Genomic DNA, 20,608 nt, shown 5'->3' on the forward strand with positions numbered 1-20,608 from the left:
GGGTTTAGTCAAAGGTGGGCTTGTAGCTGTCCTTGGAGTAGGTGAACACGCTCTGGTCGAAGGCGTTGTACTCGTCGTAGCGCACCAGCTCATACAGGCGGGAGCGGTGCTGCATGCGGTCGAGCCATTCCTCGGATTGCAGGCCGGTTTCCTGCATGTCGCGGAGGAATTCTTCGGTAGCACCCATGGCCACGCGCAGGGTGGATACCGGCCAGATGACGGCGTTATAGCCCAAGCCTTCGATGCGCTTGGCGGAAAGCAGCTCGGTCTTGCCGAACTCCGTCATGTTGGCCAGCAGCGGGGTGTCCACGGCGGCGCGGAACTTTTCGAAGTCCTCCGGCGAGTAGAGGGCCTCGGTGAAGATGAGGTCCGCGCCGGCGTCGGCGTAGGCCTTGGCGCGCTCGATGGCTTCATCGATGCCGTGGATGCCGGCGGCATCGGTGCGGGCACAGATGATGAAGTTCTCATCGCGGCGCTCGTTGACGGCGGCGGTAATGCGGCGAACCATGAGATCCGTCGGCACCACTTCCTTGCCATCGAGGTGACCACAGCGTTTCGGGTTGACCTGGTCTTCCAGGTGGCAGCCGGCCAGGCCGGCGTCCTCCAGCGCGGCAACCGTGCGGGCGGCGGACATCGGTTCGCCGAAGCCGGTGTCGGCGTCGACAAGCACCGGCAGGTCCGTGGCGCGGGCGATGTGCCCGGCGCGCTGCGCTACCTCCGTGAGCGTGGTCAGGCCAATATCCGGCAGGCCCAAGTCATTGGCCAGCACCGCGCCGGAGACGTAGACGCCGCCGAAGCCGCCGATGTCCTGGATGAGCCGCGCGGTCAAAGGATTGAAAGCGCCCGGCATCGTGGTGATTTCCGGTGCGTTCAGCGCCTCGCGGAAGCTCTTGCGCTTGTCGGCATTGCTGATAGTGGAGCCAAATAGGCCAGCCATTTAGAACAGTCCCTTCGGGGTCTCGGGTGCGGTAGCGATGGCCTCGTCGGTGAGGCGAACGTTGAGCTCGTTGAGGTCGGTGAGGTTCTCCAGGTTCTGGGCGGCAGCGAGGAAGCGCTCCTGCTCCTCCTCCGAGACCTTGCCGGCAGCCAGCTTCTTGAACTTGTTGATGTATTCCTCGCGGCCGAAGGGGCGGGCGCCGAGCGGGTGGGCGTCGGCCACCGCGCGCTCGTCCTCAATCACAGTGCCGTCCTTGAAGGTAATGACAGCCTTGCCGCCGAAGGCCTTCTCATCCAGGTCGTTGGAGTGGTAGCGGCGGGTCCACTCGGGGTCCTCGACGGTGGAGATCTTGTGCCACAGGTCGATGGTGTCCTGGCGGTGCTTGCGCTCATCGGAGTAGGAGGTCTCGTAGTCCCACTCGCCGTCTTGGAGGGCCACGGCGAAGATGTACATGATGGAGTGATCCAGGGTCTCGCGGGAGGCGTTCGGGTCCATCTTCTGTGGGTCGTTGGCGCCGGTACCGATGACGTAGTGGGTGTGGTGCGAGGTGTGCAGGACGATGGACTCGATGTCCTCGGTCTTCAGTCCCTTCTCCGCGAGCGTCTTCTTAAGTGCAAAGGCCATATCGATCGGGGCCTGCGCCTGGTACTCCGCGGAGTGCTCCTTGGTGTAGGTGTCCAGGATGGCGCGCTTGGGCTCCCCGTCCCCCGGAAGGGGGACGGTGTAGGTGCGCTCCGGGGAGTGGAGCATCCAGGCGATAAAGCCGTCCTCACCTTCCCAAATCGGGGCTGGGGCGCCCTCGCCACGCATGGAGCGATCCACTGCCTCGATGCCCATCTTGCCGGCAAAGGCCGGTGCATAAGCCTTCCAAGAGGAAATGAGACCCTTGCGGGACTGGCGGGTAGCGGTGGTGGTGTGTAGCGCCTGGCCGATGGCCTGGTAGATGGTCTCGACGTCGAGTTTCAGCATGGTGCCGAGGCCCGCGGCGACGGAGGGGCCGAGGTGCGCCACGTGGTCGATCTTCCACTCGTGGAGGCAGATGCCCTTAACCAGGTTGACCTGGATTTCATAGCCGGTAGCCAGGCCGCGGATGAGGTCCTTGCCGGTCAGCCCCTTGTGCTGTGCCACGGCCAGAATCGGCGGGATGTTATCGCCCGGGTGGGAGTAATCGGCGGCGAGGAAGGTGTCGTGGTAGTCCAGCTCGCGCACGGCAGTGCCGTTGGCTAGGGCTGCCCACTCGGCGGAGTATGCGCCGTCCACGCCGAAGATGGTGGCGCCTCCTTCCTGCACCGGGTGGGCCTGCGCAATAACGCGGGCGGAGGTAACCGGGCGGCGCGTTGCGGAAGCGACGGCCACGGAAGCGTTATCGATGATGCGGTTGATGATCATCTCGGTGGTCTCGGCCGGAACCTCGACGGGATCGGCGGCTACCTTGGCGATCTTGTAGGCGAGGTGCTCTTCGATGGGGAAGTTCTCGGCGGACTTGTGGGTACGTACTTCGTGGTTAATCAAAGGGGTTCTCCTCCTAGACAAGAACAACGATTGCGATAGGAATCACACTAACCCCAGCCCGTGCGCCCTGCCACATGTGTAAACTGTGACTATCTGTTGCAGGGATTTGCGTTACTTGCAAAACTTGTGGAATCCCCAGGCAGGAAGGCTTTTTAGGAGGAAACAGACGGTGACCAAGCACTACGCGGGGGCGAGAATCCACGCATTACGCAAGGAACGCCACCTCACGCAAGCCGCCATGGCGAAGCAGCTGGGGCTATCCACCAGCTATCTCAATCAGTTGGAAAATGACCAGCGCCCGCTCACCGTCACCGTCCTCATGCAGCTGACCCAGCGCTTCGGTGTTGATGCCACCTACTTCGCTGGGGACCGTGACCTGCGTGCGCTCGCCGAGCTGCGCCAGCTCTTCCCCGAGGCCTCCGAAGCCACCCTCACCGACCTCAGCGGGCGCTTCCCCGAACTTCTGCCCCGGCTTGTCGACGCCGCCGCGCACACCCCCGCCGAACCCGGCCCCTTCGAAGCGGTCCGCGACTTCTTTTACGACGCGCACAACTACGTCCACAGTCTCGACATCGCCGCCGAGGAGCTTTCCGATTCGCTCGGGGACCGAGTTCTGCGCCGCGGTCGCTTGGCTTCCGTCCTGCAGGATGAGTTCGGTGTTACGACGCGATTTTCCTCTTCGTCTCCGCGCCGACGCACCTTCCACAACCGGGAGCTGCACCTGCGCGCGGGCCTTACGGAATCCCAGCTGGTTTCTGAGATGGCCCTTCAGTACTGCCTGCTGGCCTACCCGGAGCACTGCGCGGAACTCGTCGCCGAATTACCGGGCGAGGAAGCACAGACTATTGGCACGCTGGGCCTCGCGCAGTATTTTGCCGCCGCCGTGACCATGCCTTATACCCAGTTCCTCGCCACCGCGGAGGAAACGCGCTATGACATCGACGTCATCGCGACGGCCTTTGGCACTGGTTTCGAAACCACCGCGCAGCGCTTGGCGACGTTACAGCGACCCGGCCACCAAGGTGTTCCCTTCTCCTTCATCCGCACCGACCGCGCGGGCAATATCTCCAAGCGCCAGTCCTCCACCGCTTTCCACTTCGCCCGCAGCGGCGGCTCCTGCCCATTGTGGGTGGTGCACCGCGCGTTTGAAACGCCCAACCGCATCACGCGCCAGGTGGCCTCGATGCCCGATGACCACACCTACTTATGGATCGCGCGCTTCGTCCAAGGACAAGCTCAGGCTTGGGGCACGCCGCGCAAGGAATTCGTCGTGGGTTTAGGCTGCGATATCGCACAAGCGGATCGCGTGGTCTACGCGGACGCGCTCAACCTCTCCCCTTCCGAGGCGACCCCCATCGGCCCCGGCTGCGCCGCCTGCCCGCGCCCGGCGTGCCCGCAGCGCGCCTTCCCGCAGGCAGGCCGGCCCGTCAGCCTCGACCTCAATGCCACGCCGGTGACGGCATACGCCACCTCGTAGTTTTCATACCTTTCGCTTACGCATTCGAACCCGCCACGGCCATGTCCGCAGCGCCTGCCATGATGAACCTTGTTCGGCACCACGCCGAGTTCTCTTCACTCACCTACGCAGGAGGTTCTCTCTCATGTCCAACCCTTATGCAGCTCCCCAGTTCTCCCCGGAGCCAACCCCAGAGCAGGCAGCACCGAAGAAAAAGAAGAAAGGCGGCTGCCTCAAGTGGGGCGCGGGTGCAATCGCGGTATTGGTGCTCGGCAGCGCCGTACTCAATGCGGGTTCTGACGGCGATGACCCGACCAACACCGCCGCATCGGAGCCGAGCACAAGCATCACGGCCGTCGATATCAACAACGCCGCAGCTGACGTGGAGTCCGCCGCAGACCATACCAGCAGCGATGACAACGCCGTACCCACAGAGCACAAGAATGCTCTGCGCGCGGCGAAGCGCTATGTGGACTTTTCCGCCTTCTCCGAGGCTAAGCTCTATGACCAGCTCACGAGCGAATACGGCTCGCAATTCTCTCCCGAGGCGGCGCAATACGCCATGGATCAGCTCGATGTGGACTGGAACGCCGAGGCTCTCGAGTCCGCCGAACACTACGTGGACTTCGCCGCTTTTTCCAAGACCAAGCTCTATGACCAGCTGACCTCCGAGTACGGAGAGAGGTTCACACCGGAACAGGCACAGTACGCCGTGGACACGGTGAATGCTGATTGGATGGCCGAAGCCGTCGAGGCAGCGGAAAACTACCAGGAGATGATGCCGATGTCCGGCCCGGCGCTGCTCGATCAGCTCACCAGCGAGTACGGCGAGAAGTTCACCATGGAAGAAGCCCAGCATGCCGTGAGCACACTGGGCTTATAAATCCGAGCCGAAGCTAAATCAGACCCGGGTCTGATTTACTCGCGGTCGTTATTCAAGGTCGTCGTGGGCAACAAGGCGGCGGGCCGCCTCCGTGATCGTGCCGGACAGCGACGGGTAGACCGCGAAGGAATCCGCCAGCTGGTTCACCGTGAGCTGGTTGGTCACCGCCACGGCGATGGGCAGGATAAGCTCGGAGGCGGTCGGCGCGACGATAACGCCGCCGATGACACGGCCGGAGGTAGCGCGGCAGAAGAGCTTGACGAAGCCATGCTGCAGGGAGCGCATCTTGGCACGTGGGTTGGTGTTCAGCGGCATCATGACGGTGCGGGCAGCGACCTCACCGGCCTCAATCTCTGCCTGGGTGAAGCCCACGGCAGCGATCTCTGGGCGGGTAAACACGGCGGTTGCCACGGTCTTCAAGCGCAGCGGGGACACACCCTCACCCAGGGAGTGGTACATGGCGATGCGGCCCTGCATTGCCGCAACGGAAGCCAGCGGGAACAGATCGGAGCAATCACCGGCGGCATAGATGCCGGCGACGTTGGTGCGGGAGACACGGTCAACCTCAATGTGGCCGGACGGCGTGGTGGCCACACCAACGTGCTCCAAGCCGAGGTTTTTGGTGTTCGGGATGGAACCAATGGACATGATGACGTGGGAACCGTGGATCTCGCGGCCATCCTGAGTCTTGACCACGACGTTGCCGTCTTCTGTGCGGGAGACGGTCTCCACGCGGCAGTTCTTCTCCAGCTCCACGCCGCGCTCAGCCAAGACGGTCTCGAGGACGTCGGCAGCGTCGGCGTCATCGTGCGGCAGAATGCGGTCGCGGGACGCCACCATGGTCACGCGCACTCCCATCTCCGCGAAAGCAGAAACGAACTCCGCACCGGTCACACCGGACCCCACCACGATGAGGTGCTCCGGCTCCTCCTTGAGGTCATAGACCTGCTGCCAGGTGAGGATGCGCTCGCCGTCCGGCTGCGCGCCCGGCAGGATGCGCGGGGTGGCACCGGTAGCAACGAGGACGAGGTCCGCGTCGAGGATCTCAGTGGTGCCATCTTTGTGGGTGACGTCGATCTTGTGCGCTGCCCCCTTCACACCGTGCTGATCCTCGGAGAAGGCAGCGCGCCCATCGATGACCTTGACGCCGATCTTCTCTAGGCCCGCACGGACGTCACGGGACTGGTTAGCAGCCAGCGCCTGCACGCGGCCGTTGAGGGCCTCCAGGCTCAGCTGCAGCGAGCCGAGCTGGTGGTTCAGGCCCATATCATCCGCGCGGCGGAAGTCGGTGCGAATGTTGGCGCCAGCGATGAAAGACTTCGAGGGCACGCAGTCCAAGAGAACGGAGGAGCCACCCGGGCCCTGTTCCTCAACCAACGTAATGTGCGCGCCGTACTTGGCGCCGGCGGTCGCAGCCTCGTAGCCTGCGGGGCCACCGCCGATAATTACGATGCGGGGGGCTTCCTGTGACACTGTCGCTCCTTTTTTAAAATTCTGCCTATAAGAACTCTGGGAAATCCTTGTCACAGTGTAGTGCTTAGGCGCTTAATCCTCCACGTTGGCGAACTGTTCTGCTACGGAACCAAAGAGTTTGACACCCACGCCGATAGCCCGCTCATCAGGCGCCAAATCCCCCATGTGGAGATCGTGCTGCTCTCCTTCACCAGACCAGCAGCCCAAACGAGCCATGGAGCCGGGGACCTTCTCTAGGTACCACGAGAAGTCTTCGCCGCCCGAGGACTGCGGGGCCTGAACCACGGCTTGCGGGTCGATGGCCTGGGCAGCGCTGGCGAGGAGGGCGGTAGAGACGTCGTCGTTAAGCACGGGCGGAACCCCACGGTGATAGACCAACTCGTGCTCGACCCCCAAGGGAGCGAGAACCTGCTCGACGAGCTCGGAGAAGAGCTGCTGCATGTCGCGCCAAATGCCAATGTCCGCCGTGCGCATCGTGCCGGATACAGAACCGGTCTCGGGTATCGCGTTCGGGGCATAACCCGAATTCACCTGGCCGAACACCAAAACGGTGCCGGTGCGTGGATCCACGCGGCGCGAGAGCAAGCCCGGCAGGTCCGTCAGCAGCTTGCCCAGCGCATAGACGACGTCCGCCGACAAATGCGGGCGTGACGTGTGTCCGCCCGGTCCGGAGACGTTGATTTCCACGACATCGGTGGCCGAGGTGATCGCCCCGGCGCGGACGCCGATGCGCCCGACGCGCAGCTTCGGTTCCACGTGGACGGCAAAGATAGAGTTCACCCCGTCGAGCGCACCCCATTCAATGACGTCGGTGGCACCGCCCACCCACACCTCTTCAGCGGGCTGGAAGATGACACGAACACCGAACTCTAACGGATGCTCGCGGTTGAGGTCCGCCAAGGCGCAGGCCGTAGCAAGGGCGATGGTGGTGTGCATGTCGTGCCCACACGCATGCATGACGCCGGGCACCTCGGAGGTGTATTCGAGGCCGGTGACCTCAGTGACGGGAAGCGCGTCGATGTCGGCGCGGAAGGCTAGACGCCCGAGTTCCGTATCGGGACCAATGTCCACCATGAGGCCGGTTTCGGGGAAAAGCTGCGGCTCCAAGCCGTACTCGCGCAGGGTGCGGGACAGGAAGCGGGTAGTTTCCACCTCGTTATTGGAGGTCTCCGGGTGGCGGTGGATATGGCGGCGCCACGCGATGACCTCCGCGCGGTGGTTGCTGAACCACTCACTGACGTAGTCCGAGATCACTGCTTCCTCCTCCGTGGTTTCCTATTGGGAAGAGTCTACAACTAGACCATGCGGTTCAGTTAGTCGGGCAGGTCACGCGCCAGATATACTGAGCGGTCTGCCCCGCCCGATGGTTTCGCTACAGGTCGATATTGCGGGGGCCGTAAAGGCGATCGCCGGCATCGCCAAGGCCCGGGACGATGTAGGCGTCCTCGTTGAGGGAGGGATCAATCGCTGCGGTGACCAAGCGGACTGGCAGCCCCGAGTTGGCCAGTGCATCAACGCCCGGCTGCGCGGAGACCATGCAGATTGCCGTGATGTCGGTAGCGCCGCGATCTGCCAGGAGCTTCAGGGAGTGCAGGAGGGAACCACCCGTGGCCAGCATTGGATCAACCACGAAGACACTCCGACCGCTGAGATCCTCCGGCAGGGCTTCCAGGTAAGGCACCGGCTCGTGGGTTTCTTCATCGCGCGCCATGCCAATGAAGCCCACCTGGGCATCCGGGATCATGGACAGTGCCGGATCAATCATGCCCAGGCCAGCGCGGATAATGGGCACGATGATCGGAGGATCCTGCAGGCGAGTACCGTCGGCCATGGCGACGGGTGTGACGCACTCAAAGTGTTCAACGGGCAGGTCGCGCGCCGCCTCATAAACAAGCATGGTGCCCAGATCTCGCAAGGCAGCGCGGAAGGCGGCATTGTCGCTGCGGGCATCGCGCATGAGGGTCAGCCGGGATGTGGCGAGGGGGTGGTCTACTACGTGGATATCCATGTCCTTCACTGTATAAGAATTGGTCGGGAACCGATCAGCGGGCGGTGAAGTCTAATAAGGCATGACTAGCTTCGATACTTTCACCATTGATACTGAACACACTCGCCGCTTAGCCCACGAACTTGCCGCTGTCTCTCAGGACTCCCCCGCTCCTTCTCCCGAGCTACCGATAGAGCCGGTCGTGGACGGCTTTAGCAGTGCGTTCAACGCCGCCATGGAGAATCTCACAGCACGCCTTGCCCAGGTCAGAGCCGATGCCGGGGCGGTGGCAGAGTCCAGCTTCCGCATGGCGCGGGAAGCCGAGGAGACCGATAGTGCCCTCGCGAGCGCGTGTGGAGGTCTGTGATGTTGGAATCAGCGATAGCTCAGATTGCGCGGATGCAGCCGGCGCAGCTTCCCGACGTCTCCCTGCCCACTGTGCCCGATCTCACTGCCGCGGGACCCCTCGCGGAGATAGCGCACGGTGATCCGCGAGCGCTGTTGGACACCGCCCGCCAAGCCACTGAGGATCTCTCCACGGCCCGCTCCGCTCTGGCTTCCGCGCGCGGGCTGATTTCAGCGGCCGTCAGGGAACTCATCGGACTGGGCTTCGAGCTACTCCAGCGCGGTTTACCTATAGCTCTGGGGTTGCTCATTCCGAACCCGGCGGCACAGGCCGCGGCACGCTCAGCTTTGCAGGCTCTCGCTATGGAGTACGTCGGCAAGGCACTGCAGCGCTTGAAGCACTTAGCCGGCGAACTTCTGCAGGCGGCGGCTCCCCTCGTTCCCATCGGCCAGCGCGCGGTCCAGCCTTCGGTGCGTGGCCCCCAAGAAGAAAACATGGCGCGCCACGCGCTCGTCGCTCCGGCGGCGGAGAACGGGGCAACCACGCAGGGACAGGCCGCAGCACAAGCAGCGCTATCCCAGGTGGGGACTCCTTATGGGTGGGGAGGAACCGGCAACGGTAGTTTCGACTGCTCAGGACTCACCCAATGGGCCTGGCGCCAGGCCGGCGTGGAACTGCCGCGCACCGCTGAAAGCCAGACCGTGGGCCGACAGGTCAGCACGGAGGAGCTGCAACCCGGTGACCTCATCGTGTGGGATGGGCACGTGGCGATGTACTCCGGCGACGGGCAGATGGTGGAGGCCGGAAGCCCCGTGCAAACCAATCCATTGCGCACCAACAACATGGGGATGGCTTTCAAAGGCTTCTGGAGGCCCACAGGGTAGACTGTTTCCCCATGAACACCCGCGCTATTGTCCCTATCCAACTCTCCCTTTCCGAGGGCGATTTTTATACCCTATGGGCGCCAAAGTGGCGCCAGAACGGCTCCGAGTGGCAGGCCTTTCTCGGTGATGACGAGTCTGTCCTGCTCTTTAAAACGGAAGCCGAGATGCTGTGCTTCCTCGAGTCGGGGACGAAGCATGACTTGCTCGATCACCCCAAGTGGGAAGTGTTCAACTCCCAAGCGGCAGACCGCGTGGTTCCTGAAAAGAAGCACGTGTACGACCTCGTCGGCATGCCGAAGTACCTCGCCGGCCGCCCGAGCCACGAGAACGTCTCCACGGTCGCGCGTTGTTTGGAGATTGCGCACTCGCTGGCAGAGGTCAGCGGCGCCGAGCACACCGTCATCTTTTTCGCTTCGCACTCCATCCTGCGCAACCCTGCCCGCGGTGCCGATCACTACGCCGGCGACCAGGGCATGAGCGAGTGGTCCGGCGTGGGCCGCGTTATCCACAGCAACTGGCGCGCAGTGATCGAAGACCTCGACAAGGTGGTCAAGGTCGTTCCTTCTTCTGATTTCACCCAGGATGCAACCACGAGCGCCGCCACCCGCATTTCCTCCGCCACCGAAGCGGCGGAGGAAGCACGCAAAAAGGCCGAAGAAGAGCGCAAGGCCGCCGCACAATCGGCAGATCCTTATGACAGCTCCCCGTGGGCAGCCGCAGGCATCGACCCGGTAAAGATCACCGCCGACCAAAGGACTGTCTACACCCTGCGCACCTACCTCGACGGCAAGCCAGTGTTCCTGGGCAAGTGGGGCGAGATCTTCACCTTCCCCAGCTCCAAGGTGCTCGTGCGCTGGATCATGGAAAATGACGACCACGACTTGGCCAAGGTCTCCACCTGGGAAGAGGTCGTTGCCGCGGCGAACGCTGGTGAGCTGGAAGTCACGGTCCACCCGGATAACCAGTACAACTTCAACGGCATCGTGCGTGACATTGAAAAGGGCCCGGAGGCGGTCGATACGGATCAGATGGGTCGCTGCTACGAGGTCTGCGCTGATGCCGCCGACTGGTCCGGGGATGACTCCATCAACTCCTACATGCTGCAGAACCCGCGATTCCAGGACTACCTGGGCTACATGCTCGGCTCCACCGAGCACGCAGGCTACGTTCCCTCCAAGCCCTACACCGAGCACGCGGAGTCCTGGAAGGGCCTAGAGGAGATGCTGACGAAGCGCTTCTCCCGCTTTTAGTTTCTAGTCGGAGGACTCAGTCTCTTCTTCCGCTTCTTCTGTCTCGGAAGCGTCCTCCGCGAATTCCGGATCCGCCAGTTCCTCATAGGCGGGCAGAATCTCCTGCTCGATGAGGCGCTGGCGGTCCTCTTCGCTGGCAAAAGAGTTCTCAATCGCCTTGATGGTGAGGTCGAAGAACTCCTCCAGCCCGTAGCCAAAGGTCTCGCTCAGAGCCAAGAAGACGTCGCTGAGCTTCTCCCCCGCCACCGTGCAGGTAAAGCCGAGCTGCTGCAGCAGCGGCAGAGGGTGATCAGCCAGCTCCTCTATCGGCATTTCCTCCAACGGCGCGAAGGTCAGCGCGATGCGGCGATCCCGCACCCACGCGGATGCCTTGCCTGGGCGAACGCCGTCGAGATCCGCGCTGAAGTCATCGACAAGATCAGTGGCATGAACAAGGCGCGTCACACCCGCCTGCACTGCGGCCACGGCATCCTCATAAGAATCGACATCGCGCTCCCACGGGATGAAGTCCGCGCGGAGCTTCTCAGCCGCGGACAGCTCGGTCAGCGCCACGCCCACCGCGGCCTCGCTGGCATCACCCTCAGCGATGAGCCGGGCATCGATTCCAGGAACGTCCAGTCCTTCCTGCGCGGCGGCGAGGGCGTCGGCCGCGTCGAAGGGGAAGGCGCTGGGGCGCAGGCGGAGCTCGGCGTAAACCACGTGGTCGTCGGCAAGCGCCTGCACAACAGCGTGCGTGGCCGCGCGGAGCTCGTCCGGGGTCGAAGCATCCGTGGGCAGCGGCGCGAAGAGCGTCACCTTGGGCAGGCCGGCGAAAATCTCGGCGCCGGAGTCTTTGTTTTCGGGGCTAATCAGAGGTGCGTCATGCATGAGGTTCATCCTAGGACGGGGTCTAGGATTAAGCACGCTATGAAACATGTCCCCGCGATCCTGACTGCCCTCGCCTTAGCCGCGACGCCACCGGCGTTTGCAGAGGAGGAAGAGTCAACGTCGCCCACGCGCACCACCGCGCCGGATACCGACTCTTGCCCGCACTCCCTCGTTCCCGAGGAACCAACCACCACCTCCGAGCGACTCTCCCCCGGCCAAGTCGCGCCCACTCCCCTGCCCGCTGTTGAGGGTGCTGCGTGCGGCGTGACCGCTCCGCGCGGTTTTCGGGTCAATAAGGACGTGGTGGCGTCGGCGTGGATGGTCAGTGACCTGGACACCGGCGAAATCATCGCCATGAAGGATCCCAATGGGCGCTACCGCCCGGCCTCCATCATCAAGGCGCTGCTAGCGCTCGTGGTCATCGAGGAGCTACCCCTCGACCAGCGCATCACCGCCACGATTGACGACGCCTCCGTCGAAGGCTCCGCCGTCGGCCTTGGCCCCGATGGGGTCTACACCGTGGAGCAGCTTCTGCAGGGTTTGCTCATGGCTTCCGGCAACGACGCCGCGCATGCCCTCGCGCAGGCTGTTGGCGGGGACGATGAAGCATTGGCAAAGGTCAATGCGAAGGCACAGGAGATTGGCACGCGCTCGACGGTGGCGGCGAGCTACTCGGGCCTGGACGCGGCAGGTATGTCGACGTCCGCGGCGGATATCTCGCTGATTTACCGCGCGGCTTTTGCCAACGACACCTTCGCGCGCATCGTCGACACCGAGCACGTGGAGTTTCCCGGCTGGGGTGACATGCCTGGCTATGAGCTGTGGAACGACAATGGGCTGTTCCTCAACGACCCGGATGGCATCGGCGGCAAGACCGGCTATACCGAGGACGCACACCATACCTTCGTCGGCGCTATCGACCGCGATGGGCGTCGCCTGCAGGCGGTGCTCCTCGATACGACCGTCGAGCATGGGTTCCGCGCCTGGGAGCAGGCGCAGATGCTTCTCGACGAAGCCTCCGACGTCCGCGCCGGCGATGGCGTCGGGCACCTAGATGACTTCGCAGCCGGAAAGGAAGAGCCTGCGGAGTCTGCGGTTCCGAGCCCGGCTCCCACCACCCCGGCTGCGCCCGCCACCGCGGAGGCGGCTGCGGAGTCTTCGTCCTTCGAAGGCTCGCAGGGCTGGATTGGCTGGATGGTGGCGGGGCTCGTCGCGCTCCTCGTGGTAGTAGTTGCTACTTTTTCACTACTTCGGCGTTAGCCATGATGTCGTGCTGGCCGCGTAGGTTGTTCTTCGAGCCAATCGTGGTCACCACGTAGAGGGCACCAAAAAAGGCGATCAGCGGCCCGATGAGCGGCACGAGGGAGGCCACGCGCCACCAGTTGCGCCTAATGCTCTGCTGCCAGGTGAGCTTCTCGTGCGTCGTGACATCACGCACGGTATACCCGCCGATGAGCTTCGCGGGTGTTGCGCCAGCAAGGACCTCGAAGCAAATGTAATAGGCCACCGTGAAGATGCTGGAGATGCTGACGATCCACACCGAATTATCATCCGGGTTGGTAAAGCCAAAGCCGACGATGAAGGACACCACGAGGGCCGCGAGGAAGTAGTCAATGATGGCCATGAGCACGCGGTTGCCGGGAGAGGCGCGCCGCGCATCATCGCGGGGCGGAGTTGACGTTGGGGCGTGCGCGCTCTCACCCCACCGGCCGGTAGTCGCGTAATCCTCCAGCTGCGCCCACGTGAGCTGGGCGCCGGACTCGACCTTTTGGTCATAGCTTGCGCGGGAAGCGGGCTCGCACAGAATGCGGGAGGCAACGGCAAGCTCCTCGCGCTCTGGGGCTTCGGGGAGGTAGCCGAGGCCTTCGAGGTGAGCGTCGGCAGCCGCCAGCTGCACGCCCAGTTCTCGTGAGGTCGCGCGCGAATCGAGTCTGAAGTGCTCGTACAGGTTCGGGGCAAAAGACGCTGGTAGCATCGGCCTACTTTCGGCGCAGCAGGGCCCACGCACCCGCAGCGGCCGCACCAAGGGCGGCACCGGCGCCCAGGGTCACGCCCGGGTTCGGGCCCTGGCGGATCTCGTTGCGGACGCGGATGACAGCCTGGTCTGGGACGGGCGGTACCAGCAGCTCGAGGGACTCTTCAGTGGTGGCCGTCCATGCGGAGACGTACAGCACGACGCGCCAGACCAAGTACATGACCACCATGAGAACAATGACGGGGCCGAACACGGCGCCTGCCGGGTTGCCCGCCGCGGAGGACATGATGACGGTGGACAGCTGCTTGATTACCTCAAAGAGCACCGCACCAATGGCCGCGCCCATCAGTCCCGACTTGGTGGGCACCTTGGTGCGCGGCAGGAAGGCCACCATCCACCAGAAGACGAGGAAGTTGGCGATAAGGCCGATGACGATACCGGCCACAACCAGCACTGCGCCCATGCCAGGGAAAGACTCAATACCGACCCACTCGAAAATCTTTTGGGTCAGTCCGGAAGAACCCGCCGCCGTCACGCCGAAGGCGATAACCATGGCCACGAGCAGGCCGATGAGCCCCAGCAGATCGCTGAGCTTCTTGGTCACAAAGTTGCCCGGGGCGTCAGTCGGATCCTGCATCCACATCGCCGAAATGCCAATGCGCAGGTTGTTCATCCAGCCCAGCCCGGACCACAGGGTAGTCAGGCCACCGATGCCGTACATCGCGCCGCGCTGTTCAATCGCGGTATGCAGAATCTGCGTAATCGAATCCCCCAGATCGCCAGACACGGAGTTCGCGATCTGCTCCTCCAGTTGCTGCATGAGATCGGGGCGATTGGCCAACACGGTGGCGATGGCTGCCACCGTGAGCATGAAGATGGGGAAGATAGCCAGAACCGAGAAATACGTAATGCCGGCCGCGAACTGGTTTCCGCCTTGGCTACCGTAGCGGTCCAGCATCTTCATGATGTGGTCGATAAAACCGGACTTCTCGCGGACCTTATCTACCGCACCCAGCTCATCGGCATTAGCACGCTCGATGCCGTAGTCATCGGTCTTCTTCTCATCGGGTTGAGTCGTTGGCGCCACAGGCTTTCCCCTTTTTATGAATTACAGAAATAAGTTACAGAGTCCTCTACACAGTCTTCATCATGCTAACCAACTCAGCCGCGGCGCGCGGGGAGGAAGCCCACCGCCTCGTAGACCTTGTCCACGAGCGGGGAGGCGATCTCCGTGGCGCGCTCGGCGCCCTGAGCCAAGATGCGCTCGAGCTCGCCGCGGTCTTCCATGAGCTCGTCGTAGCGTGCCTTCAGCGGAGTGGTGAAGGCCTCCAGCGCTTCTGCTGTGTCCACCTTCAGGTGGCCATAGCCCTGGCCCGCGTACTTGTCCACGAGGTTCGGGATGCTCTCACCGGTCAGCGCAGACTGGATAGCCAGCAGGTTGGACACGCCGGGCTGCTTCTCGCGGTCGAAGGCCACCACGCCGAGGTCATCGGTCACCGCGGACTTAATGCGCTTAGCGGAGGTCTTAGGAGCATCGAGCAGGTTCACGATGCCCTTCGGGTTAGCGCCCGACTTCGACATCTTGGACGTCGGCTCCTGCAGGTCATAAATCTTGGCTGAGCCCTCCGGAATGAAGGCCTCTGGCACGCGGAAGACCTCGCCGTATTTGTTGTTGAAGCGCTCCGCCAGGTTGCGAGTGAGCTCGAGGTGCTGGCGCTGGTCCTCCCCCACCGGCACATAGTGCGGGGAATACAGGAGGATGTCCGCGGCCATCAAAACGGGGTAGGTAAACAGGCCCACGGACGTGCGGTCCTGGCCTTGCTTGAGGGACTTGTCCTTGAACTGGGTCATGCGGGAGGCCTCACCGAAGCCGGTCAGGCACTGCAAAACCCACGTCAGCTCCGCGTGCGCGGGGACGTGGGATTGGACGAAGAGGGTAGATTTCGCCGGGTCGATGCCCAACGCGATCAGCTGCGCAGCACCCGCCACAGTACGGTGACGCAGCTCCTCCGGGTTCTGCTCCACCGTGATGGCGTGCAGGTCCGGGATGAAGTAAAAGGCCTCGTGCGAGTCTTGCAGGTCAATCCACTGCTTGAGCGCACCGAGGTAGTTACCGAGGTGGTAGGAGTCCGCCGTGGGTTGAATACCAGAGAGGACTCGAGAAGCGGAGGTCGATGCAGAAGTGGAGTCAGTCATGGTTGACTACTCTACTCTGCCGCCTCCGGCGGGGAGGCGGTGCGTCGATTAAATCTTGCGGGAGGTCGGGCTAATGACGTCCATCATGACGGCGAAACCGGCCACCATGAACGCGCCGCCAACGCCCTGGAGGACGATCGGGCCAAGGAAGGCAAAGGACGGTCCGACGATGGTCCACCACCAGATACCCAGGGCAAGCAGAATAGCGCCGAGGACAAAGTAGATGATTGCGCGGGTCATGAGCATCTCCTGCGAAATAGAAAAGGACGTTAAGACGGGATTATCGTACCACTACTTGGATTCGGCTACTTGTACTCCACCAGAAGAGGAGAGTGATCGGACCAGCGCTCCTCCACCGTCGGCGCCTTCTCCACCCACGTGCGCTGCGCGCGCTCCAGCATAGACTTCGTGGCCGCTTGATAATCGATGCGCCACCCAGCGTCGTTATTGAAAGCCTGGCCGCGGTAGGTCCACCAGGTATAGGGCCCCTCAGCCTCCGGGTGCAGGCGCCTGGCGACGTCAAACCACTGCGGGTCCGCGGCCGCCTCCCAGGCGGTCTTGGTCTCATAATCCACCACGCCGAGCCAATCCCCGAGCCCCTTCTTCTCCTGCGGCTGCGCATCCGGGAAGGAGCCAAAGACGCGATCCATGAAAGCGCGCTCCTCCGGCAGGTGGCCGGACTTCTTCTCGTTGGGCTTGTTGTTCTTCAAGTCCTGGGCGCGGTGGCAAATATTCCAGTCACCACCGATAACAGCCTCCGGGTAGGTCGCAGCCATCTCATCCAAGACTGAAGAAAACTCGTCCAGGAAGAGGTACTTCTCATCCTGCTTCGGCGAATCCACATCGCCGGAGGGCAGATACAAAGAGGCCACGCGCACGCCTTCCACGGTGGCGGCAATGAAGCGGCCGGATTCGGCGAAGGAGCCGAAGCCCACGGAGACGTCGCCAAGCGCATGCTTCGATAAGATGCCCACGCCCGCGCGGCCCTTGGCGGCGGATTCGGCCTGCACCAGGTTCCATCCGGCCTCCAGGGCCGGGGCCAGGGCCTTTTGGGTCTGCTCGGGGTTGGCACGCACCTCCTGTATGAGGACGACGTCGGCGGGTGTGGTCTCCAGCCACGCGTTCATGCCCGGGTTGTTCTCATTGCGCTGTTTGCAGGCCGCGCGGATGCCGTTGACGTTGACGGAGGCGATGGTGAAACTCATGCCGGTCAGTCTAACTCTGTTCAATAATCTTCACGGAAGGGCCCCGGCGGCGCTTGTCCCACATGGTGACGACCCAGGTGATGCAGCCGGCCACCGCCAGGCCTGCACCTGCCAGCGCGGTGGAATTATAGGAATACCCAGCGCCCACGACCGCGCCACCGATAGCCGCGCCCGCTGCATTAGCGATGTTGAGCGCGGACTGGTTCAACGCCGCCGCGAGGGTCTGCGCATCCCCCGCTACGTTGACCAAGCGCAGCTGCAAAGAGGGCACCAGGATGGAGCCGAAGAAGGCCAAGACGCCAAAGATAATCGTGCCCGCCCATGCGCTATGCGCCACGAAGTAGAAGGTCACCGACACACCAACCATGCAGATCAGCGCAAAAATGATTCCGAATTCCAGGTTGCGGTCCGCCAGCGCACCGCCGGCGACGTTGCCGACAGTCATACCGATGCCATAGGCCATGAGCACAATCCACGTGTGGCTCGGGTCCATGCCGGCGACGTCTGTCATGGTCCACGTGATGTAGGTGTAGACGGCGAACATGCCACCGAAGCCGACGGTCCCGAGGAAGACGGTGAGCAGGACCTGGCTGTTTTTCAGCGCTCCGAGCTCGGTGAACATATCCGTTTCCGGCATGCGCGTCATGTGCGGGAAGAGGAAAAAGAGCAGCACCATCGTTAAGGCCGCAAGGACCACGACCAAGTAGTAGGCCGAATGCCAGCCCAGTCCCTGGCCTAGGGCTTGGGCTGCCGGTACACCGATCACGGTGGCAACGGAAAGGCCCATGCCCACCATCGACATGGCAAAGCCTTGCTTGCCCGGCGGCGCCATCGATGCCGCTGCCAGATTAGCTACGGAGAAGTATGCGCCGTGCGGCAGGCCCGCGATGAAGCGCGCCACCAGCAGGACGCCGTAATTCGGGGACAAGGCTGTCAGCAGGTTACCCACGAGCAAGAAAGCGATCAACAAGATAATGAGGCGGCGGCGTGGGAGCTTGGCGGTGAGAGCCGCGATGATGGGCGCGCCGACGACGACACCGAGCGCGTAGACGGAGATGACTACCGACGCCGTGTCTTCCGTAATCCCGAAGTCATCCGCGATGAGCGGCAGCAGGCCCATGGAGGTGAACTCCGTGGTACCGATGGCGAAGGCACCCAGCGCCATGGCGATCATGACGATGATGCGGCGCGTCGCGGAGATTTCCGTCTGGCGTGGGACGGGGCGGCGTTGGATACGGGTATTCATCGGTTTCACGTGGGCAGACCTTAGTACTTCCCCTCCCGAGCTCGTAAGTCCAGCCGGAAAGGTTGTGCCAAGTACACAGACTTCCCCCGCTGGTGGTGCGAGTCACAGGGGGACCGGCACCGCGAGAAAATAAGACAGGTATCCTGTGAGGTTGAACAGTTTTCAACTTCTTTAGGAGAACCATGGCAAAGATTATCTGGACCCGTACCGACGAGGCGCCGTTGCTGGCGACCTACTCCTTCAAGCCCGTCGTGGAGGCCTTCGCGTCCACCGCAGGCATCGAGGTGGAAACCCGCGACATTTCCCTGGCCGGCCGCATCCTGGCCCAGTTCCCGGAGCGCCTTGGTGACAAGAAGGTCTCCGATGCCCTGGCTGAGCTCGGCGAGCTGGCCAAGACCCCGGAAGCTAACATCATTAAGCTGCCGAACATCTCCGCTTCCCTGGTGCAGCTGAAGAAGGCTATTGCTGAGCTGCAGGCCGCCGGCTACGACCTTCCGGAGTACGAAGAGGCTCAGGAGAAGTACGACGCCGTCAAGGGCTCCGCTGTCAACCCGGTTCTGCGTGAGGGCAACTCCGACCGCCGCGCCCCGATTGCGGTCAAGAACTTCGCTAAGAAGAACCCGCACAAGATGGGTGCGTGGTCCGCTGATTCCAAGACCAACGTGGCCACCATGGACGCTAACGACTTCCGCCACAACGAGAAGTCCGTCATCATGCCGGAGGAGGAAACCCTCTCCATCGTCCTGAAGACCGCCGAGGGCGAGCAGACCCTGCTGGAGAAGCTGCCGGTCCTCAAGGGTGAGGTCATCGACGGCACCTTCATGTCCGCCAAGGCACTCGATGAGTTCCTCAAGGCGCAGGTTGCCCGCGCTAAGGAAGAGGGCGTTCTCTTCTCCGCTCACCTCAAGGCCACCATGATGAAGGTTTCTGACCCCATCATCTTCGGCCACGTCGTGCGCGCTTTCTTCGCTGATGTCTTTGAGAAGTACGGCGAGGAGCTCGAGGCCGCTGGCCTCAACGGCGAGAACGGCCTGGGCGCTATCTACGAGGGGCTGGACAAGCTCGAAAACGGTGCTGAGATCAAGGCTGCCTTCGACGCCGCGCTTGCCGACGGTCCTGACCTCGCCATGGTCAACTCCCACAAGGGCATTACCAACCTGCACGTTCCGTCTGACGTCATTATTGACGCCTCCATGCCGGCCATGATCCGCACCTCCGGCCACATGTGGAACAAGAACGACGAGGAGCAGGACACCCTCGCCGTCATCCCGGATTCCTCCTACGCCGGTGTCTACCAGGCCGTGATCGAGGACTGCAAGGCTAACGGCGCTTACGACCCGACCACCATGGGTACCGTCCCGAACGTCGGCCTCATGGCACAGAAGGCTGAGGAGTACGGCTCCCACAACAAGACCTTCAAGGTCCCGGCTGCGGGCACCGTCGAGGTCCGCAACTCCAAGGGCGAGGCCCTCATCTCCCACGACGTGGAAGCTGGCGACATCTGGCGCGCCTGCCAGACCAAGGACGCCCCGATCCAGGACTGGGTCAAGCTGGCTGTCAACCGTGCTCGCCTGTCCGGCATGAAGGCCATCTTCTGGCTCGACCCGGAGCGCGGCCACGACGCCAACCTCATCGAGCTGGTCAAGAAGTACCTGCAGGATCACGACACCGAGGGCCTCGACATCTCCATCGAGGACCCGGTCACCGCGACCAAGATCTCCGTCGAGCGCATCCGCAAGGGCGAGGACACCATCTCCGTCACCGGTAACGTCCTGCGTGACTACAACACCGACCTCTTCCCCATCCTCGAGCTGGGCACCTCCGCGAAGATGCTGTCTGTGGTTCCGCTCATGGCTGGCGGCGGCCTGTTCGAGACCGGTGCCGGCGGCTCCGCTCCGAAGCACGTCCAGCAGGTCCAGGAGGAGAACCACCTGCGCTGGGATTCCCTCGGTGAGTTCCTGGCTCTGGCTGAGTCCTTCCGCCACGAGCACAACACCAACGGCAACGCTAAGGCTGGCGTGCTGGCCGCTGCGCTGGACAAGGCCACCGAGACCCTGCTGGATGAGGGCAAGTCCCCGTCCCGCAAGGTGGGCGAGAACGACAACCGCGGCTCCCACTTCTTCCTGACCCTCAACTGGGCCAAGGAGCTGGCTGCACAGTCTGACGACGCCGAGCTGGCGGAGGCCTTCAAGCCGGTTGCTGAGGCCCTCGAGGCCAAGGCTGGCGAGATTGAGCAGGCGCTTCTCGACGTCCAGGGCTCCCCCGTCGACCTCGGCGGCTACTACGCCCCGAACGAGGAGAAGCTCAACGAGACCATGCGCCCGGTTGCTGCCTTCAACGACATCATTGACGGCCTGAAGAAGTAAGCGCTCGGTCATTCCGGCCCCGGTC

General features: G+C 63.0%; 19 protein-coding genes. 7 read left to right on the forward strand and 12 right to left on the reverse strand.

Translation table 11 applies throughout. From position 1 onward, the window contains the following. Positions 1-4: 4 nt before the first annotated feature. Together prpB and prpD are read right to left on the reverse strand one after the other, a co-directional pair. The gene (prpB, locus tag ABZS45_RS07845) at positions 5-937 is read right to left on the reverse strand and encodes a methylisocitrate lyase (RefSeq protein ID WP_412099349.1); all 933 of its coding nucleotides are present in this window, start codon (positions 935-937) and stop codon (positions 5-7) included. Beyond that, on the reverse strand, positions 938-2,449 hold the full coding sequence (prpD, locus tag ABZS45_RS07850) for a 2-methylcitrate dehydratase PrpD (RefSeq protein ID WP_102234257.1): 1,512 nt from the start codon (positions 2,447-2,449) through the stop codon (positions 938-940). A 169-nt stretch (positions 2,450-2,618) separates the two neighbouring features. Here prpD and ABZS45_RS07855 point away from each other — a divergent pair, with 169 nt between their 5' ends. Further along, entirely contained in the window at positions 2,619-3,926 is a 1,308-nt protein-coding gene (locus tag ABZS45_RS07855) for a short-chain fatty acyl-CoA regulator family protein (protein WP_412099350.1), read from the forward strand. 124 nt (positions 3,927-4,050) lie between these two features. Beyond that, positions 4,051-4,788 (forward strand): Ltp family lipoprotein, encoded by a 738-nt coding sequence (locus tag ABZS45_RS07860; RefSeq protein ID WP_412099351.1) that lies wholly within the window; start codon positions 4,051-4,053, stop codon positions 4,786-4,788. Positions 4,789-4,836: 48 nt separating this feature from the next. Here the strand turns inward: ABZS45_RS07860 and ABZS45_RS07865 are convergent, their stop codons facing one another. From ABZS45_RS07865 to upp, 3 genes are all read right to left on the reverse strand, one after another. Continuing rightward, positions 4,837-6,261: an NAD(P)H-quinone dehydrogenase gene (locus tag ABZS45_RS07865; protein WP_049157263.1), complete on the reverse strand. Its 1,425-nt coding sequence runs from the start codon at positions 6,259-6,261 to the stop codon at positions 4,837-4,839. A gap of 72 nt (positions 6,262-6,333) precedes the next feature. After that, positions 6,334-7,515, reverse strand: a complete 1,182-nt coding sequence (locus ABZS45_RS07870) for a M20 family metallopeptidase (protein ID WP_049157262.1) — start codon at positions 7,513-7,515, stop codon at positions 6,334-6,336. Positions 7,516-7,633: 118 nt separating this feature from the next. Continuing rightward, entirely contained in the window at positions 7,634-8,269 is a 636-nt protein-coding gene (gene upp, locus ABZS45_RS07875) for a uracil phosphoribosyltransferase (RefSeq protein WP_347948386.1), read from the reverse strand. A gap of 61 nt (positions 8,270-8,330) precedes the next feature. On the opposite strand from upp, the gene ABZS45_RS07880 reads away from it, so the two are divergent. From ABZS45_RS07880 to ABZS45_RS07890, 3 genes are read left to right on the forward strand one after another with little or no spacing between them, the layout of a single operon-like run. After that, entirely contained in the window at positions 8,331-8,615 is a 285-nt protein-coding gene (locus tag ABZS45_RS07880) for a hypothetical protein (protein WP_412099352.1), read from the forward strand. Further along, on the forward strand, positions 8,615-9,478 hold the full coding sequence (locus ABZS45_RS07885; protein WP_412099353.1) for a C40 family peptidase: 864 nt from the start codon (positions 8,615-8,617) through the stop codon (positions 9,476-9,478). Before ABZS45_RS07880 ends, ABZS45_RS07885 begins: the two co-directional genes overlap by 1 nt. 11 nt (positions 9,479-9,489) lie before the next feature. Next, positions 9,490-10,728: a hypothetical protein gene (locus ABZS45_RS07890; protein ID WP_049157259.1), complete on the forward strand. Its 1,239-nt coding sequence runs from the start codon at positions 9,490-9,492 to the stop codon at positions 10,726-10,728. Positions 10,729-10,731: 3 nt separating this feature from the next. Here ABZS45_RS07890 and ABZS45_RS07895 read toward each other — a convergent pair whose 3' ends face one another. Then, on the reverse strand, positions 10,732-11,595 hold the full coding sequence (locus ABZS45_RS07895; protein ID WP_412099354.1) for an adenosine deaminase: 864 nt from the start codon (positions 11,593-11,595) through the stop codon (positions 10,732-10,734). Between the two features lie 39 nt (positions 11,596-11,634). Here ABZS45_RS07895 and ABZS45_RS07900 point away from each other — a divergent pair, with 39 nt between their 5' ends. Next, positions 11,635-12,855, forward strand: coding sequence for a D-alanyl-D-alanine carboxypeptidase family protein (locus ABZS45_RS07900; protein ID WP_412099355.1), 1,221 nt, complete (start codon positions 11,635-11,637; stop codon positions 12,853-12,855). Here the strand turns inward: ABZS45_RS07900 and ABZS45_RS07905 are convergent. From ABZS45_RS07905 to ABZS45_RS07930, 6 genes are all read right to left on the reverse strand, one after another. Further along, positions 12,830-13,570: an RDD family protein gene (locus tag ABZS45_RS07905; protein ID WP_070680455.1), complete on the reverse strand. Its 741-nt coding sequence runs from the start codon at positions 13,568-13,570 to the stop codon at positions 12,830-12,832. The genes ABZS45_RS07900 and ABZS45_RS07905 overlap by 26 nt on opposite strands. A gap of 4 nt (positions 13,571-13,574) precedes the next feature. Then, the gene (locus ABZS45_RS07910) at positions 13,575-14,657 is read right to left on the reverse strand and encodes a YhjD/YihY/BrkB family envelope integrity protein (protein WP_070754608.1); all 1,083 of its coding nucleotides are present in this window, start codon (positions 14,655-14,657) and stop codon (positions 13,575-13,577) included. A gap of 74 nt (positions 14,658-14,731) precedes the next feature. Beyond that, positions 14,732-15,766: a tryptophan--tRNA ligase gene (gene trpS, locus ABZS45_RS07915; RefSeq protein WP_070511442.1), complete on the reverse strand. Its 1,035-nt coding sequence runs from the start codon at positions 15,764-15,766 to the stop codon at positions 14,732-14,734. Between the two features lie 48 nt (positions 15,767-15,814). Further along, a complete protein-coding gene (locus ABZS45_RS07920; RefSeq protein WP_049157254.1) occupies positions 15,815-16,006 on the reverse strand; it encodes a hypothetical protein in 192 nt (63 codons plus the stop codon). Between the two features lie 65 nt (positions 16,007-16,071). Continuing rightward, positions 16,072-16,971, reverse strand: coding sequence for an exodeoxyribonuclease III (locus ABZS45_RS07925; protein WP_412099356.1), 900 nt, complete (start codon positions 16,969-16,971; stop codon positions 16,072-16,074). A 10-nt stretch (positions 16,972-16,981) separates the two neighbouring features. Further along, complete coding sequence (locus ABZS45_RS07930; protein ID WP_412101157.1) at positions 16,982-18,217, reverse strand: MFS transporter; 1,236 nt, start codon at positions 18,215-18,217, stop codon at positions 16,982-16,984. A gap of 182 nt (positions 18,218-18,399) precedes the next feature. On the opposite strand from ABZS45_RS07930, the gene ABZS45_RS07935 reads away from it, so the two are divergent. Continuing rightward, entirely contained in the window at positions 18,400-20,583 is a 2,184-nt protein-coding gene (locus tag ABZS45_RS07935) for an NADP-dependent isocitrate dehydrogenase (protein WP_412099357.1), read from the forward strand. Positions 20,584-20,608: the final 25 nt, after the last annotated feature.

The sequence above is a fragment of the Corynebacterium aurimucosum genome (assembly GCF_046895345.1).
Lineage (GTDB): Bacteria > Actinomycetota > Actinomycetes > Mycobacteriales > Mycobacteriaceae > Corynebacterium > Corynebacterium aurimucosum_G.

Bases quoted from the DNA above. Each gene is read 5' to 3' on its own strand.
- prpB (WP_412099349.1), bottom strand. From the start codon at position 937: ATGGCTGGCCTATTTGGCTCCACTATCAGCAATGCCGACAAGCGCAAG.
- ABZS45_RS07860 (WP_412099351.1), top strand. From the start codon at position 4,051: ATGTCCAACCCTTATGCAGCTCCCCAGTTCTCCCCGGAGCCAACCCCA.
- upp (WP_347948386.1), bottom strand. From the start codon at position 8,269: ATGGATATCCACGTAGTAGACCACCCCCTCGCCACATCCCGGCTGACC.
- ABZS45_RS07880 (WP_412099352.1), top strand. From the start codon at position 8,331: ATGACTAGCTTCGATACTTTCACCATTGATACTGAACACACTCGCCGC.
- ABZS45_RS07885 (WP_412099353.1), top strand. From the start codon at position 8,615: ATGTTGGAATCAGCGATAGCTCAGATTGCGCGGATGCAGCCGGCGCAG.
- ABZS45_RS07890 (WP_049157259.1), top strand. From the start codon at position 9,490: ATGAACACCCGCGCTATTGTCCCTATCCAACTCTCCCTTTCCGAGGGC.
- ABZS45_RS07895 (WP_412099354.1), bottom strand. From the start codon at position 11,595: ATGCATGACGCACCTCTGATTAGCCCCGAAAACAAAGACTCCGGCGCC.
- ABZS45_RS07900 (WP_412099355.1), top strand. From the start codon at position 11,635: ATGAAACATGTCCCCGCGATCCTGACTGCCCTCGCCTTAGCCGCGACG.
- ABZS45_RS07905 (WP_070680455.1), bottom strand. From the start codon at position 13,570: ATGCTACCAGCGTCTTTTGCCCCGAACCTGTACGAGCACTTCAGACTC.
- trpS (WP_070511442.1), bottom strand. From the start codon at position 15,766: ATGACTGACTCCACTTCTGCATCGACCTCCGCTTCTCGAGTCCTCTCT.
- ABZS45_RS07920 (WP_049157254.1), bottom strand. From the start codon at position 16,006: ATGACCCGCGCAATCATCTACTTTGTCCTCGGCGCTATTCTGCTTGCC.
- ABZS45_RS07925 (WP_412099356.1), bottom strand. From the start codon at position 16,971: ATGAGTTTCACCATCGCCTCCGTCAACGTCAACGGCATCCGCGCGGCC.
- ABZS45_RS07930 (WP_412101157.1), bottom strand. From the start codon at position 18,217: ATGAATACCCGTATCCAACGCCGCCCCGTCCCACGCCAGACGGAAATC.
- ABZS45_RS07935 (WP_412099357.1), top strand. From the start codon at position 18,400: ATGGCAAAGATTATCTGGACCCGTACCGACGAGGCGCCGTTGCTGGCG.